10 protein-coding genes are annotated in these 16961 nt (G+C 56.9%); 3 read left to right on the top strand and 7 right to left on the bottom strand.

Annotated elements, in window-relative coordinates; genetic code table 11:
* Positions 1–167: 167 nt before the first annotated feature.
* Together FZF01_RS07780 and FZF01_RS07775 are read right to left on the bottom strand one after the other, a co-directional pair.
* Positions 168–539, bottom strand: a complete 372-nt coding sequence (locus FZF01_RS07780) for a hypothetical protein (RefSeq protein WP_150277589.1) — start codon at positions 537–539, stop codon at positions 168–170.
* A gap of 160 nt (positions 540–699) precedes the next feature.
* Complete coding sequence (locus FZF01_RS07775; RefSeq protein ID WP_150277588.1) at positions 700–930, bottom strand: hypothetical protein; 231 nt, start codon at positions 928–930, stop codon at positions 700–702.
* Between the two features lie 208 nt (positions 931–1138).
* Between FZF01_RS07775 and FZF01_RS07770 the strand changes: the two genes are divergently transcribed.
* From FZF01_RS07770 to glgB, 3 genes are read left to right on the top strand one after another with little or no spacing between them, the layout of a single operon-like run.
* Positions 1139–3148 carry an alpha-1,4-glucan--maltose-1-phosphate maltosyltransferase gene (locus FZF01_RS07770; RefSeq protein ID WP_150277587.1) on the top strand — a complete coding sequence of 670 codons (2010 nt, stop codon included), beginning with the start codon at positions 1139–1141 and terminating at the stop codon, positions 3146–3148.
* Between the two features lie 12 nt (positions 3149–3160).
* Positions 3161–6490, top strand: a complete 3330-nt coding sequence (treS, locus tag FZF01_RS07765; RefSeq protein ID WP_150277586.1) for a maltose alpha-D-glucosyltransferase — start codon at positions 3161–3163, stop codon at positions 6488–6490.
* Positions 6477–8696 (top strand): 1,4-alpha-glucan branching protein GlgB, encoded by a 2220-nt coding sequence (gene glgB / locus FZF01_RS07760; RefSeq protein WP_223825439.1) that lies wholly within the window; start codon positions 6477–6479, stop codon positions 8694–8696. Before treS ends, glgB begins: the two co-directional genes overlap by 14 nt.
* Before the next feature lie 53 nt (positions 8697–8749).
* On the opposite strand, the gene FZF01_RS07755 is transcribed toward glgB, so the two are convergent.
* The 5 genes from FZF01_RS07755 to FZF01_RS07735 all read right to left on the bottom strand — a co-directional run bounded on the left by FZF01_RS07755 (position 8750) and on the right by FZF01_RS07735 (position 16950).
* Entirely contained in the window at positions 8750–9718 is a 969-nt protein-coding gene (locus FZF01_RS07755; RefSeq protein WP_150277585.1) for a lysylphosphatidylglycerol synthase domain-containing protein, read from the bottom strand.
* Complete coding sequence (gene clsB, locus FZF01_RS07750; RefSeq protein WP_150277584.1) at positions 9715–10941, bottom strand: cardiolipin synthase ClsB; 1227 nt, start codon at positions 10939–10941, stop codon at positions 9715–9717. Before clsB ends, FZF01_RS07755 begins: the two co-directional genes overlap by 4 nt.
* Positions 10938–11714 (bottom strand): endonuclease/exonuclease/phosphatase family protein, encoded by a 777-nt coding sequence (locus FZF01_RS07745; RefSeq protein WP_150277878.1) that lies wholly within the window; start codon positions 11712–11714, stop codon positions 10938–10940. The genes clsB and FZF01_RS07745 overlap by 4 nt, the downstream gene beginning before the upstream one ends.
* Before the next feature lie 275 nt (positions 11715–11989).
* The gene (gene glgX / locus FZF01_RS07740) at positions 11990–14155 is read right to left on the bottom strand and encodes a glycogen debranching protein GlgX (RefSeq protein WP_373286409.1); all 2166 of its coding nucleotides are present in this window, start codon (positions 14153–14155) and stop codon (positions 11990–11992) included.
* Positions 14152–16950 (bottom strand): malto-oligosyltrehalose synthase, encoded by a 2799-nt coding sequence (locus FZF01_RS07735; protein WP_150277876.1) that lies wholly within the window; start codon positions 16948–16950, stop codon positions 14152–14154. Before FZF01_RS07735 ends, glgX begins: the two co-directional genes overlap by 4 nt.
* Positions 16951–16961: the final 11 nt, after the last annotated feature.

Raw genomic sequence — 16961 nt, 5'->3', positions numbered from 1 at the left:
TCACCTTATTTGACCGGTCAGTGACCTGGATGTATCAGGGTTGATATTTCATTCAACTCACAACTGTAGAACCGAGATATCCGCGTAAGTTCCAGATGAACCATGGGAGTTGCAACAAGATGTCTTCAGATCATCGAGTGAGGTCAAATCCCGGCCCGGTAATGGGGCTAGTCCTTTTCAATCTTGCGGTTTTCCCACAGGCTGGCATAGCGCGTCCTGTGCAGCGTACCCAAAGTGTATGTGGGGATCCGGTCCTTGCGGGCGGCGCGCAAAATCTCGCCACGTGGTAATTCCCCGTTCTGTATCAGCAGGTCGAGTTTGACTCTGTTGACGAACTCCGCTGGATCCTTCAGATCCTTCGGCACCACCCGCCGAAAAATGCCATAGCGCGGCGACTCGACAACCAACACCAGATCACCATTGGGCCTCGACTCGGTAGAAGTCTTGAAATTGGTGTTGGCCAGAAAGGTGGCGTGATCAATCGCTTCCACGCTCTCTAGCGCATTATCTTGATCCAGGTTGGATTTCAGCTCAGTCATGATGTAACTCCGTTCGTAACATGCAGTAACTGACATCACGCACGTGCGGATAATTCAGTGTGCCCGACGAACGGAGTTGTTACCGTCTAGTCCTAGGTCAACTACGTCGTTGGCTCGGCAAGGGATGCCCTTGTCAGGCACAGCGGTACCAAGCGAGCGCTCATTTCCAGTTTTTGACCATGCCTCGAAAATTCATACCTGCCAGCGCCACCTGCAAGACGATCAGGGCCCAGGCTTCAGCGTAAACACCCCAGATCATCCACAGCACGTTGCTGGACAGAAATACCCAGAAGCCTATTTCACGTCGATGTTTTAGCCGGGATCCGACCAGCCACGCTGCGGCTACGGTTACTACCATGGCGGGCCACTGCACCCAGTCCAGATATTCCATACAAACAATCCTTTTTGCCTCTGAGCGCGGCTTGGTGCGCTTTTGAAAATATCGACAACGTCGCCGGTCCACTTGAGACAGACCCGCTCGCTAAAGATTGCATGTTGTGGATTTTCGTTGAACTAGCCGCCGGTGCGCCAGTCATCTCTTGTAAGCAGCAAAAGAAGGGAAACGGATACTTTCATCCTGTGTTTTCAGGGGGTCATCAATGTCATTGTCAGCTTCAGGCAACCAGAGTGAATATCCCGCCCTAGGGCTCACAGTAGAAGATGCGGTGACGCTACCCCGTATTGCCATCGAGTCCGTGTCACCGGTACTTGATGAGGGCCGCTTTGCCGTTAAATGTATTGAAGGGCAGAGGGCAAATGTGAGTGCCGTTGTGTTCACCGACGGCCACGAGAAGCTGGCGGTCCATCTGCACTGGCGCCGTTTGAACGACTCCTTTTGGCATATGTCACCCATGACCTTTTTGGGGAATGACCACTGGGAAGCCACTATTGTGCCCGAGCAACCGGGCAAGTTCGTATATGTCATCGAAGCCTGGCGTGACCCTTTCGCCACTTTTCAGGATGAGCTGGAGAAGAAGTACCGAGCAGGTGTGCCCATAACGCTTGAACTCAGGGAAGGTGAGCAGTTGGTGCGCGCAGCTGCTCAGTCGGCAGCGCCTGAAAGTGCACAGGTTCTTGAGCGGGTGGTGGCCCAGATGAACGCTGCCCATGCCAGGGACGAGCAACTGGCCTTCTTTCTCTCAACTGAGACGCTGGAGACCCTGCGCGAGCACGGTATGCGGGCGGACCAGGTGTTCAGCCGCGCCTACCCTTTGGAGGTTGAGCGTCAACTGGCGCAGTTTGCCAGTTGGTATGAGCTTTTTCCGCGGTCGGTTACCTCTGAACAGACTCGCCACGGTACCTTCCGCGATGTTACCGCCAGGTTGCCGCAAATCAGTCGCATGGGTTTTGACGTGCTGTACTTTCCTCCGATTCATCCCATAGGACGCACCCACCGCAAAGGGCCCAACAACGCACTTGTTGCTGGCGAGAGTGATCCAGGCAGCCCATACGCCATTGGCAGTCCCGACGGTGGCCATGATGCTATTCATCCCGAGCTGGGTACGCTCGATGACTTCATTGAGCTAGTGAGGCAGGCACGGAGGCAAGGGTTGGAAATCGCCTTGGACTTTGCCATTCAGTGCTCGCCTGACCACCCATGGATCAAGCAGCATCCCGGCTGGTTCAGCTGGCGCCCGGACGGCACTATCCGACATGCCGAGAATCCGCCGAAAAAGTACGAAGACATTGTCAACGTTGATTTCTATCAGAAGGACTCAGTCCCGGATCTCTGGCTGGCATTACGCGATGTGGTGCTGGGGTGGGTCCAGCGCGGTGTAACCCTGTTTCGCGTGGATAACCCGCACACCAAACCCCTGCCATTCTGGGAGTGGCTGATTGCTGATATTCGTGCCGATCATCCGAATGTGATGTTCCTTGCAGAGGCTTTTACCAAGCCGGCGATGATGGCGCGTCTGGGCAAGGTGGGTTACAGCCAGAGTTATACCTACTTCACCTGGCGAAATACCAAGTACGAGCTCGAGAGCTATTTTACCGAGCTTAATGAGGCGCCGTGGCGCGATTGCTACCGCCCCAATTTCTTCGTCAATACGCCTGATATCAATCCACGCTTTCTGCACCACTCAGGACGCCCGGGATTTCTCATCCGTGCGGCCCTTGCGACCATGGGTTCGGGTCTATGGGGAATGTATTCGGGTTTTGAAATATGTGAGTCAGCGCCGCTGTCGGGTAAAGAAGAGTACCTGGATTCGGAAAAATACCAGATTCGCCCACGCGACTATAACGCCCCAGGCAACATTGTTGCGGAGATCAGCCGCCTCAATCTGATCCGCAGGCAGAATCCGGCGTTGCAGACCCATCTGGGTTTTCAGGCTTACACCGCCTGGAACGACAACATCCTGTTTTTTGGCAAGCGTACAGACGACCTGTCCAATTTCGTACTGGTCGCCATCAGCCTCGATCCGCATAACGCGCAGGAGGCCCACTTCGATCTGCCACTCTGGGAGTTCGGCTTGCCCGACGACGCGCATATGCATGGCGAGGATCTGATGACGGGGCATACCTGGACCTGGTACGGCAAGACTCAATGGATGCGCATCGAGCCCTGGCATATGCCCTTCGGCATCTGGCGCATCCGCCCGGCATCATGAGGAAGCTACGTAATGAATGCGAGTGAAGACAACAAGGTCACCTTTCTCAATGACCCTAGCTGGTACAAGGACGCGGTGATCTACCAGGTACACGTCAAATCCTTTTTTGACTCGAACAATGACGGAATAGGCGATTTTGCCGGTCTGATTCAGAAGCTGGATTACATCGCCGATCTGGGCGTCAATACCATCTGGTTATTGCCGTTCTACCCGTCACCACGGCGCGATGACGGCTATGACATTGCTGCCTACCGCGGTGTTCACCCGGACTACGGCACAATGAGCGACGCCCGCAAATTTATTGCCGAGGCACACAAGCGCGGCCTGCGGGTGATTACCGAACTGGTGATCAACCACACCTCCGACCAGCATCCCTGGTTCCAGAAGGCGCGGCATGCACCCAAGGGGTCCAAGGCCAGGGATTTCTATGTCTGGTCTGATACCGACCAGAAATACGACGGCACCCGGATCATCTTCCTCGATACCGAAAAATCCAACTGGACCTGGGATCCTGTGGCCGGTCAGTACTTCTGGCATCGTTTCTACTCCCATCAGCCGGATCTGAACTTCGACAATCCCCAGGTGCTCAAGGCTGTTCTCAGCGTCATGCGCTTCTGGCTGGATATGGGCGTTGACGGCCTGCGGCTGGATGCCATTCCGTACCTGATCGAGCGCGATGGCACCAATAACGAGAACCTGCCGGAAACCCACGTGGTACTGAAAAAGATCCGCGCCGAAGTGGACGCCCACTATTCGGACAAGATGCTGTTGGCCGAAGCCAATCAATGGCCGGAAGACACCCAGATGTACTTCGGCGATGGCAACGAATGCCATATGGCCTTCCATTTCCCATTGATGCCGCGCATGTACATGGCCATCGCCCAGGAAGATCGTTTCCCAATCACCGACATCCTGCGTCAGACACCAGAGATTCCCGAGGGCTGTCAGTGGGCCATCTTCCTGCGCAACCACGATGAGCTGACCCTGGAAATGGTTACCGACCGTGAGCGCGATTATCTCTGGAACTACTACGCGGCCGATCGTCGGGCGCGAATCAACCTGGGCATACGTCGGCGCCTGGCGCCGCTGGTGGAGCGTGACCGCCGCAGGATCGAGCTGCTCAACAGCCTGTTGTTGTCCATGCCGGGCACCCCGACGCTGTATTACGGTGACGAAATCGGGATGGGTGACAATATCTTTCTGGGTGACCGTGATGGCGTGCGCACGCCCATGCAATGGTCTATCGACCGTAACGGCGGATTTTCCAAGGCTGACCCGGCCAGCCTGGTACTGCCTCCGGTCATGGATCCTCTGTACGGTTTCCAGACGATCAACGTGGAATCCCAGTTGGGCGATACGCACTCGTTACTGAACTGGACGCGCCGTATGCTCGCGGTGCGCAAACAGCAAAAGGCTTTCGGCCGCGGCACCCTGAAAATGTTGGCACCGTCCAATCGACGGATAATCGCCTATGTGCGTGAGTATGAAAGCGATGAGGGCCACAAGGAAACCATTCTGTGTGTGGCCAATCTGTCACGCTCGGCTCAGGCCGCAGAGCTGGAGCTGGCTGCCTATGAGGGATCGGTACCCGTGGAGATGGTCGGTGGGACGTCTTTCCCGCCGATCGGCAAACTCAATTATCTGCTGACACTGGCGCCTTACGGTTTCTTCTGGTTCCTGCTCGCCGAGGAGGCTCAGATGCCCGCCTGGCATACCCCGACTACGGAACCGATGCCGGAGCTGCGCACCCTGGTAGTCAAGCGTGACCTCAGCGAGCTGATGAACGAATCCTGCAGGAAGATTCTTGAACACGAGTCGCTACCGGATTACCTGGGCAGTCGGCGCTGGTTTGCCGGGCAGGGGGAGAGTGCCACCCGGGTTGAACTTCTCTATGCAATTCCATTCGGACCGACTGCCGAAATGACAGTACTCGGTGAGATAAAAGTGCATGGCGCTAGTGGCACAAACCTTTATCAACTGCCGATGGGCTTCATCGACGAGCAGCGAGCAGGCAATGGTGCGGGTCAAGCTGTAGCTCTGGCCATGGCTCGTTTGCGGCGCTTTGATCGTGTTGGACTCCTGACCGATGCGGTGGCCCTTGACCGATTCGCTCAAACAGTTGTGAGCAGCCTGCGCAGCGGCGAGGTGATAAGGAGCGATGAGCAGGAAATCCAGTTTTTACCCGGCCCTTTGCTGCAGGCAATTGAAGAGAGGTCTGACGAAGAGATTCGCCTCAGCTCCGCCGAGCAATCAAACAGTTCGCTGGTTATCGGTGAGCGCATGATGCTCAAGGTAATCCGTCGCGTCATGCCTGGTATCCATCCCGAAACCGAAATGGGTGGTTATCTCACCGAAGCCGGCTTTACCAATGTCGCACCCTTGCTGGGCGAAGTGCGGCGTGTCGACCATGAGGGTGTGCCGCATACCCTCATGGTACTGCAGGGTTATCTCAACAGTCAGGGCGACGCCTGGCAGTGGACCCAGGACACACTCGGACGGGCGGTGCGCGACGAGCTTTCTGGCGGCGTGTCGACCATGGAAAGCCAGTACACGGCGCTGGCCGAGCTCTCTGCTTTTGCGTCCATGTTGGGTCAGCGCCTGGGGGAGATGCACAGTTTGCTTGCTCGGGCCACGGACAATGCTGATTTTGGCCACTTATCAAGCACAGCGGAAGACGTTAGTGGGTGGGCTAGAAATATATCCTCGCAGGTTGGCGAGGCGATTGATGCAGCATGCAGGCATCAGGACCGCTTGCCTGACAATGCCGTAGCCGATCTGGATTGGCTCAAGTCCCATCGCACGGCAGTGCTGCAATTGATCGACCGGCTGGCGCGCAGCAGCGAAGGCGGCCTGCGCATTCGGGTGCACGGTGACTTGCACCTCGGCCAGGCTCTCGTGGTGAAAGGGGATGCTTACTTTATTGACTTTGAGGGCGAGCCATCGCGCAGCCTCCAAGAACGCAGGATGCACCTCAGCCCCATGAAGGATGTCAGCGGCATGCTGCGTTCCTTTGATTATGCAGCTGCGCTGGCAACTCGGGATGCACATGGCACTGACCTCTCGGCTGAGGCTGACATGGCGCGGGCAACTATCGTTTCTTCCTATCTTGCACAAACCCGCGACGCTTTCATGGCCGCCTATCGGCTTGCTGCGGCTGAGCTTCCACATGCCTGGATTGATCAAGGAGGTGAAGATGCGGCCCTTGCCCTTTTCGGTATAGAGAAGGCAGCTTACGAAATTCTCTACGAAGCCCACCACCGCCCCGAGTGGTTGAACGTGCCACTGCGGGGATTAGTGGAACTGAGCAGGTCGCGCCTGGAGATCGGTGATGAAAATGAATGAATCGGGGGCAACGACGAATGTTAGTCGGCAAACGGCTTTCCAGTCGCTTGAACGCGCAGAACATGGTGATCCCTTTGCATTGCTGGGGCCGCATAGTGAGGGAACAGGCACGGTTATCCGCACCTACCAACCAGGGGCGCCACGAGTTGAGCTGCTTGATGCGCGCAATGGAGAAATCATCGGCGACATGATACCGGGTGAGATATCGGGTCTGTTCACCATTCAACTGTCTGAGCCTTGCGAGTACCGCTTACGGATTCATTGGCCCGACGCGGTGCAGGAAACCGAGGACCCGTACGCCTTTGCTGCACAGCTGGGAGAGCTGGATATTTATTTGTTCAGCGAGGGTAATCATCGGGAATTGGGCAAGGTCTTCGGCGCGCAAGTTAGCACCTGCGGCGGTATCAAGGGTGTGCGTTTTGCTGTTTGGGCGCCCAACGCACGACGGGTCTCTGTGGTTGGTCCGTTCAATAGCTGGGATGGCCGCCGGCACCCAATGCGGTTACACCGGTCAGCCGGCGTGTGGGAAATCTTCATTCCGCGGTTGGGGCCCGGAGAGGTCTACAAATATGAGATTCTGGGTGAACAGGGTGTGCTGCCACTGCGGGCTGACCCGGTGGCACTGGCCGCACAATTACCCCCGCAAACCGGGTCAGTGGTGGCCTCACCGCTCGTCTTTGACTGGCATGACGATGACTGGATGCGACGGCGCAATCAGGCGCATCCGCACCAGGAGCCGTTGGCAGTCTACGAATTGCACGCGGGTTCCTGGCGACACAGGGCAGGTGAGGACCATGATGAAGGTGTGCCGCTCAATTGGCAGCAACTGGCCGCTGAGCTGATTCCCTATGTGCAGGAGCTTGGGTTCAGCCATATCGAGCTGTTACCCATTATGGAACATCCCTTTGGCGGGTCCTGGGGCTATCAGCCACTGTCGCAGTTCGCCCCTACGGCCCGCTACGGTTCACCCCATGATTTTGCCGGCTTTGTCGATGCCTGCCATCGGGCTGGAATCGGCGTGATTCTGGATTGGGTGCCAGCGCATTTTCCCAACGATGAGCATGGTCTGGCGCGTTTCGACGGTACGGCGCTGTACGAGTACGAGCATCCTTTCGAGGGTTACCACCAGGACTGGAACACCTGTATCTACAACCTTGGCCGCAACGAGGTGCATGGCTTCATGATCGCGTCAGCCCTGCACTGGTTGCAGACCTATCATATCGATGGCCTGCGCGTTGACGCAGTTGCTTCAATGCTCTATCGCGACTACTCACGCAAAGCAGGTGAATGGATACCCAACCGTCATGGCGGTCGTGAGAACCTCGAGGCAATCGATTTTCTGCGTCATCTCAATGACGTGGTCGGTACCGAGGTGCCGAGTGCGTTGGTGATTGCCGAGGAGTCGACTGCCTGGCCAGGCGTCTGCCGTCCTACACGTGAGGGCGGACTAGGCTTCGACTTCAAGTGGAACATGGGCTGGATGCATGACAGCCTGGGGTACGTCAGCCAGGACCCGATGTACCGCAGCCATCACCATCACGAGCTGACATTTGGGCTGTTGTATGCGTTTTCCGAACGCTTCATGCTGCCCATCTCCCATGATGAGGTGGTCCATGGTAAAAAATCCCTGCTCGACAAGATGCCGGGGGATCGCTGGCAGAAGTTCGCCAATCTGCGACTGTATTTCAGTTTCATGTGGAGTCATCCAGGCAAGAAGCTGCTCTTCATGGGGTGTGAATTTGGTCAGTGGCGTGAATGGAATCATGACGGCCAGCTGGACTGGTATCTGCTGCAATACGGCGAGCATCGTGGCCTCAAGACCCTCGTGCAGGACCTCAATGGGCTCTACCGTAAGGAGCCCGCTCTGCATCAGTTGGACGAAAGCGAAGCGGGTTTTGAATGGCTGATTGGTGATGACTGGACCAATAGCGTCTTTGCCTGGTTGCGCAAGGGGGAGGAGGGCGCCGAGCCGTTACTGGTGGTGCACAACTTTACGCCTACGCCTCGGGCGAATTATCGTGTAGGCGTGCCCGCTGTCGGAGAGTGGGAGGTATTACTCAACAGTGATGCCGAACGTTATCAGGGCTCTGCAGCCGGTCCCTTGGGTCGTCTCGCAACGGAACAGCGGGAAGCCCATGGCAAAGCGCAATCGATACTACTCGATCTGCCGCCCCTGGCCACTCTGATACTCAAGCCAGCAGCCTGAACAAAGGTCGGCAAGCTGTGGGCAGCCAGCCACAGCCTGTTCGGCTGTGATCCTTATTGCTGGTTGCGTAGCGTCTTGGATCTATTCTCCAGAACCATGTAAATAATGCAGGCTATGACCAGGGGCAATATGAAATACAGTGCCCGATACGCGATCAGAGCCGCAAGCAATTCGCTCTTGGCAAACTGATGCTGCAATGCGGTAATAAACACCACCTCGATCACCCCCAGGCCCGCCGGAATATGCGTGATTACGCCTGCGATGCTACTGATCATCAAAATACCCAATATCGTTGGATAGAAGGCGTCTTCGGGCATCATCAAATAGATCAGCAACGCCATCAATGACCAGTTAAGCGCTCCGAGGCCAGCCTGGACCAATGCCATTCGCAGAGGGGGTAGCAGTATTTCGTGACCACGCCAGTGCCAACTGCGGCGTTTGGATAGTCCACAGGCAAGCAAATACGCCGCAGCAACGATCCACAGCCCAACGCCCAGTATGCGCAAACCGGTTCCACCGATCTCCCAGCTCTCGGGCAACGTGATCAATCCAAGGGCGAATATGCCGCCAGCCAGTATGATATAACCCAGCCAGTTGGTGATCATGCTCAAGGTAAGAACACGGGTAATGGTTGGCACGTCAAGCCCGAGCCTGCTGTAAAGGCGATAACGAAAAGCTACGCCACCCACCAGCGCGCCCATGTTCAGGTTGAATGCATAGCAAACGAAGGCCACGGGAACGACCTGTTTCACTGGCAACCCGTGCCGGGTGTAATAGCGACCCAGCAGATCAAAAGCGCAATAGACAAAATAGCTGACCAGCGCGATGCCAGCGCCAATTATCAGGATACCTGGAGGATAGGTTCGCAGTGTTGCTGCAACTTCCTGCCAATCGATATTGCGCGCCTGAAAATACAGTAGGGTTGGAATCAGGATGAAAAAGGCGATGGTCGTCAGGCGTTTGATCCAGAACCATTTGTTGCGTTTCGGTTTTTTTTGCCTGGCCTCTGCCGCTACGCTCATGAGGGTTTATCCTGGTTCAATTCCATCATTTCGGCTTCTTCTGCGCCTGGCGTAAGGGGTTCCAGCCGCGGAGTGTGGGCAGGCAACATGCCTGCCATGGCAGGAAAATGGCGCAGGAAGTGGAAGCAGAGCACGCTCACGGGGGTTTTCCACCAGGCACCCCGATTAACTTCCTCAAGCGTGATCTCGTTGCATTTGGCGTCGGCCAACCTGTTGAGATGCTCGAAAAGTTGTTGATTGAGCGCATGGTCGCGAATCATCAGGTTCGCTTCAAGGTTGAGTGACAGGCTCAAGGGGTCAAGATTGCTCGAGCCGACGGTACACCACTCACGGTCTACCAGTGCCACCTTGCCATGCAATGGCCGCTCACAGTACTCGTATACTTTCACCCCCGATCGTAGCAGGTAGCCGTAGAGGAACTGGCTGGCAAGGCGGACCCAGGGCATGTCTGGCTGACCCTGAAGAATGAGCACAACATTCACCCCCCGCTTGGCTGCGACCCGCAAAGCACGCATCAATCGGTAGCCGGGAAAAAAATAGGCATTGGCAATAACCAGGCGATGATCCGCCGAGCGGATGGCCCGCATGTATTGTGCTTCGATATCGCGCAAATGATGGTCATTGTCACGAATGGAAAGCAGCATACTGGCGCCTCCCGCGCGACGTTGGACCTTATGCTCGCTGCGGTCAGTCCAGTCAGGGGCACTGTTGCGGGTGCGGTGAAACAGATCCATGCTTGCCCTGTGAATATCAGCCACAATCGGGCCCCGTACCAGCACGGCGTAATCCTGTTTGGCCATGGGGCCGGATTCGGCCAGATGGTCGACACTGAAATTGATCCCGCCAACGAAGGCTTCCTGGCAATCTATGACCACTATCTTGCGGTGCAGGCGACGGAACAGGTTGGTTCGATAACCCAGCAACTTGGGTTGCGGGTCGAACATGTGAACACTGATACCCACTTCGGTCATTTCCTTGACAAAGGGCGTGCTCAGATCGGCGGTACCGTAGCCGTCCACCAGCACCTCGATGCGTACACCGCGCTTAGCCGCTTCGATCAGAACCTGTTGCAGCTCGCGCCCGACCTTGTCCTCAAACAGAATGAAGGTTTCCAGCAGGATTTCTTCACGCGCAGCGCGAACGCGCTCAAACACGCTGGGAAAAAAAGCCTCGCCGTTTATCAATAATTCCACCTGATTGCCGTCACACCAGTGCGCCTTCATAAAAGAACCTCGACCGCCAGGGGGGCATGGTCAGACAAATGCGACCATGGACGTTTGGACAGAACTTCCGGATGCCGGAAGGTAGCGTTACGAACATAGATTCGATCCAGACAAAGCAGAGGCCAACGGGCAGGAAAGCTTCTGGCCGGTGTGCCGAACTCGCTGACGAAGGCCTCATGCATGCCAGCGTCTGCCAGATACCGGTCCGCGCGCTGGCGCCAATCATTGAAATCACCTGCGACGATGACCGGGGCACCTGCCGGCAAGCGGTTGACTAGATCGCTCAGTAGCCCCAGTTGCTCCTGGCGGTGGTGTTCGCGAAGCCCCAGATGAACACAAATGGCATGTACTTCCTTGTGTCCTGGAACGTCGAGCACGGCGTGTAACAGCCCGCGTTCTTCGGTGCCGCTGACGCTCACGTCGAGATTCTGATAGCGCAAGATCGGAAATTTGGACAACAGGGCATTACCGTGATGACCATGGGGGTACACGGCATTTCGGCCATAGGCAAAATCTGGCCACATGCTGTCAGCGAGAAACTCGTATTGCGGCACCGGAGTCCAGTTTGAGTACTGCGAGCCATGCTTGATATTTTCCCCGAGCACTTCCTGAAGAAAGACCACATCCGAAGACTGGGTGCGAACGGCTTCACGCAGCTCGGGCAGGATGAAACGCCGATTCATCCAGGTAAAACCCTTGTGCGTGTTCACGGTAAGAATACGCAGCCTGTTCACCGGTGAAGCCATGGCCGTGGGCTTACGCTCAACACTCATTATCGTCATGGGGCGTGCTCACTTCCTGCTTGGCGTGCATCTTGCGCAGTCAGGCCCAAGAGTAGGCGAAGGTCAAAGGCTATAAGCTGCCGGGGCTCTGGAGCTGGATTGCAAGCGTGACTCATTGATCCTGGATTACCTTGGTTGTACCGGTACGTTGATTAAGGAAACGGGTGTTTCATGAAATCTACGACCGGCAACCTCAGGCATAGTTCAGGCATAGTTCAGGCATAGTTAAGGCCTGGCTCAGGCCCGAATTGGCTCTTCGGACCTGATCAGTCCTCCTCCTCTTTCTGTAATTCGAAGAGCATCAGGGAGCGCTCGAGAACCTCATATTCATTTCCCATTTCGTGTCGTTCACCCGACCGCAGGCGAGGGCGGCTGGTGTCCAGCAGGCAATGCCACCAGGCGCCCTGAACCACTTCTGGGAGGTGGAAGCCGACAGGCTCGTGATGAGCGTTAAGGATCAGCAACAGGGTCGCATCGTGTCCACCACGACGGATGCCCGTGGGTCTGGCGCGTCCGTCCATCAGCATGCCCAGACAGCGGGCCTGAGGATCCTCCCATTGCTGCGCGGCCATCTCGCTGCCGTCCGGCGCCAGCCAGGTGACGTCCTTGACGCCAAGCTCCTCTTCATACTCGCCAATCAGAAAGCGGCCGCGACGCAGAATCGGATAGGCGCTGCGCAATTGCGCCAGTCTGCGAGTAAATTTCAGCAGGCTGCGACCCTCCTGGTCCAGGTTCCAGTTTACCCAGCCCAGCTCGTTATCCTGACAATAGACATTGTTGTTGCCTTGCTGCGTACGACTGAACTCGTCACCGGCAAGCAGCATGGGCGTGCCCTGAGACAGCATCAGGGTGGCCAGCATGTTGCGCATCTGGCGCAGTCGCAGCTCTTGTATGTCAGTGTCTTCGGTTGGGCCTTCCTCGCCATGATTCCAGGAATAGTTGTGATCACTGCCGTCCTGATTGCTTTCGCCGTTGGCCTCGTTGTGCTTGTTGTCATAGCTGACGACATCGCGCAGGGTGAATCCGTCATGGGCCGTGACGAAATTGACGGAGGCAAAGGGCCGGCGGCCGCGTTGGTTGAAGAACTCTCCCGAGGCGGTCAGACGGCTGGCCAGTTCACCTATCTGCCCTTCGTCGCCACGCCAGAAAGAACGTACAGTATCTCGGTACCGATCGTTCCACTCCATCCAGCCGGGCGGGAAACCACCCACTTGGTAGCCGCCCGGGCCACAGTCCCAGGGCTCAGCGATCAATTTGATTTCACTGAGGACTGGATCCTGGCGGCAGGCAACGAGAAAACCGTGTCGCTCGTCAAAGCCATGGGCATGTCTGGCGAGAATGGTGGCGAGATCGAACCGAAAGCCGTCAACCCGCATTTCAGTCGCCCAGTAGCGCAGGGAGTCGGTGACCATCTGCAACACGCAGGGGTGCCCCAGGTCCAGGGTATTGCCGGTGCCGGAATCGTTGATGTAGTAGCGCTTTTCGTCCGGCATCAGCCTGTAGTAGGTCGCGTTATCTATGCCGCGCATCGACAGGGTCGGCCCCAGCTCGTTACCCTCGGCTGTGTGGTTGTAAACCACGTCGAGGAATACCTCGAGACCGGCGTCGTGAAGTTGTGCGACCATTTCCTTGAATTCGCTGATGCGTCCGCTGGCCGAATATTCGGGATGGGGCGCAAAAAAAGCGATGCTGTTATAGCCCCAGTAGTTGTTCAGATCCTTTTCTAGCAGGTGCTGGTCGTTGACATAGGCATGGACTGGCAATAATTCCACACTGGTGACGCCCAGGGACTTGATATGGCTTATCAGCTCGGCAGTTTTCAGCCCACCATAGGTACCGCGTAGGTTCTCGGGCACGTCCGGGTGGAGCATGCTGATGCCCCGCACATGGGTTTCATACACCACGGTCTGGCTCCAGGGCACGCGGGGGTTGTGCAGATGCCCCCAGGTAAATGCCGGATCGATCACCTTGGCCTTGGGTACAAAAGGAGCGCTGTCACGTTCATCAAAGCTGAGATCTCCATCGGCTGAACCAATGGTGTAGCCAAACAGGCTCTCCGACCATTGCAGGCTCCCTACGAGCTGCTTTGCGTAGGGGTCGATCAGCAGCTTGTGATGGTTGAAGCGATGACCTGCCTCGGGTTCATATGGCCCGTGCACCCGGTAGCCATAAATTTGGCCCGGATGCGCATCCGGCAGGTACCCATGCCAGATTTCGTTGGAGTATTCGGGTAATTCGATCCGTTCCAGCTCGTTCTCACCCGTGCTGTCGAACAGGCACAATTCCACCCGGGTCGCATGGGCTGAGAACAGCGCAAAATTGACGCCCAGGCCATCCCAGGTGGCACCCAACGGGAACGGTTGGCCTTCGGTCACTCGTGATTGCTGCTGGGCCAGGAAGTCTTCATAGCGCCTATCTTGTCCGTTACTCATGATTGGTGCTCCTCAAGGCCATCGGATTGAACGGATATGAAACCGACAGGAAACCGTGCGAGCAATTCACTGGCAGCTATTTGGCCGCTGCGTTCCATTACTGTTTCGGCTGCCAGCAGGTTTTCCAGCCTGCGCTTGTGCAGGTGCGCAGGCAGCTGTACTGCGGTATCACCCCATTGTTTCGCCGGTACCAGCGGATCGCTTGCATCGCCAAGCAAGGACGCGACCAGCACGGGCACAACAACGATGATGCTGCGGTCCTCGTATTCGCGGGCAAAAGCGCACAGTTTGTTGGCGTGCTCGCCGATGGTTTGCAGGGGCTGATAGTTGCCGTGCCGGAAAAGGCTTGCATGCTCGCGCCGCCAATCGAGAGCACGGCCGATAAGCTGTTGCTTGATCCGCCCGTTCTTCCAGTTTTCCAGCAATTGATTTGCCGAGTGCTCCTCAGCAAACGCGGCCTGGCGCGTGGAGTAGTCGACGGGTCTGCGATTGTCCGGGTCAACCAGACTGAAGTCCCAGAATTCAGCACCCTGGTAAAGGTCTGGTACGCCGGGAACAGTCAGCCGTAGCAGGCTTTGGGCCAAGCTGTTCAGCGCACCTGCAGGTGCCAGGTCGGCGGCAGCATCCGCTATTTGCGCGCGCAAGCTTTGACCCTGCGAGCCCAGCAGAACGACGGCGAGAAACTCACGGCAGGCGTCCTCATACGGGCTATTGGGTGTGCTCCAGCTGCTGAGCAGTTTTGCCTCGCGGAGGGCTTTTTGTTGCCAGCCCGCGACACGTTCGAAGTACGCCCGCATACCGCTCTGGTTAGTACTCTCGAGGTCCAGCGGCCAGCTGCCCAGCAGGGTTTGATACAGCATCAATTCGTCACCTGCCGAGGGTGCTCTCACTCCTGCGCCGGAGCTGCGCAAGGGTGCGGCGAGCTGTTTCCATTGGCGAACCCTGTCGATATACCAGGGAGCCCGTTCACTGATGACGGCAAGGCGAGCCCGGGTATCCTCACCGCGCTTGTGATCGTGGGTGGCGGTGGCGAGTAAACTGCGCGGATACGACTTATTGCGCTCGAGGTTTACGTTATGAAAGGCCTCTACTAACGCACTGAAATGCCCGGGATCGAACCCCACATCGTTGCGTGAAAGCAATACCCCTGAACGATAGAATGCAGTGTCTTCCACTGCCTTGGCGGCCGCGGGGGAGGTCAACTGATGAAAGCGGCGCAAAACACGCTGGCGCAGGCGACGTTCGGGCCCTGGCGGTAACTGGTTGAAGCTCTCTCCCCCAAGCCAGTGATCCAGCGCGGCAAGAATATCTTTATCTGACTCGCATAACCTCTGATCCGCCGCCAGCGCCGCCTGTTGATAATACTGACAGTCCTGTTCTGAGCGCCCACAGGCAGCTGCGTAGGTTCGGTAGACGCTGAAGTTGGCAATCAGCTCAAGCAGTACCCGGCGTATGCTGTTGAGCGTCAGATCCCGTGTATCCAGATTCATGCGTGCCAGGGCCATCAGACCCTGCGCCACCGTCTCGAAATCGGCGGCCAGTGAGTGTGTGAGCACCAGGCGCCGCGCTTCGTACACCTCCTGCAAAAAGTCTGCAGGGCGAGTGGTTTCAATTGCCCACAGTTGCTGCAGCGGCGGGGCACCTTGCGGATCGTGTTGCAGAAGCGATACCTGGTTCATGAATTCGTAGCCGGTGGTGCCGTCCACCTGCCAATCGACCGGCAGCGCCTCGCCATCGCCGAGAATCTTTTCCACATAGATGGGGAAACGAGTCCCCGGTGGGTGCCCCGGCAACCCCTCGATGCGGCGTCTTAGCCTGCGGCAGTAGGAATGGGGATCTGCCAGGCCGTCAATGTGATCGATTCTCAGACCATCAATCAGGCCTCGCTCTACCAGGTCAAAAATCTTTACATGTGCGGCCTCGAATACCTCGGGAGACTCGATCTTCAAACTGACTAGTTCATTGACATCGAAGAAGCGGCGCCAGTTGATTTCGTCTGCGGCGGTACGCCAGTTGGCAAGCCGGTAGTGCTGACGTTCCAGCAGAGCATGTAATCGATTGTTGCCTTGCAAATCCTCATGTCTGAAGGACTTCATAGCCTGGCGCAAATGGTCCAGCTGGGCGTCGTTCACGCAGAGCTGTGCCAGTTCCTTACAAAGGTGCTGCGCCTGCTCCGGCGCTTGGCGAGAGCCTTCCAGCGCGGCAAAACGCACTGCTAGTTCGTTCAGCCGCAGGTCGTCGCTGCAGTGCAATATGTCCGCATAACTGGGCGGAGTCAGTGGAAATCGATTGTCGAAGTAGTTCACCGAAAAGGTGCCATTGGCTACGTCGAAATCGAGTAGCAGTTCACCGGCATCCAGTACCTTGGCGTAGTCTCGGCCCAGGAACGGAGCCAGCAATCGGCCGTCCATCAGGGCGTCAGCCGAGTGCCAGTTGATGTCGAAGAAGTCCGCATAAGGGCTTGTAACCCCCCATGCCAATACGCTGTGCCACCAAGGATTGGCATCACTGACGGCCATATGATTGGGCACAATATCCACAATCAGCCCCATCTGACGCTCGCGCAGGGCGTGCACAAGACGTTGCAGTGCTGCTTCCCCGCCGAGTTCGGGGTTGATCCTGGTCGGATCGATCACGTCGTAGCCATGCAACGAACCTGGGCGAGCGCTGGTGAGAGGGGATGCGTAAAAATGGCTGACACCCAGATCCGCGAAATACCCAACCAGTGCAGTAGCGTCATCAAGGGTAAAGCCGGCATGCAACTGCATTCTGGCGGTCGCGCGGAGTTCGATCAGTGTCTCGTGAT

Source organism: Halopseudomonas salina (assembly GCF_008641105.1).
The sequence above is the reverse complement of the archived record's forward strand: the minus strand, read 5'-3'. Positions and strand labels throughout refer to the sequence as shown.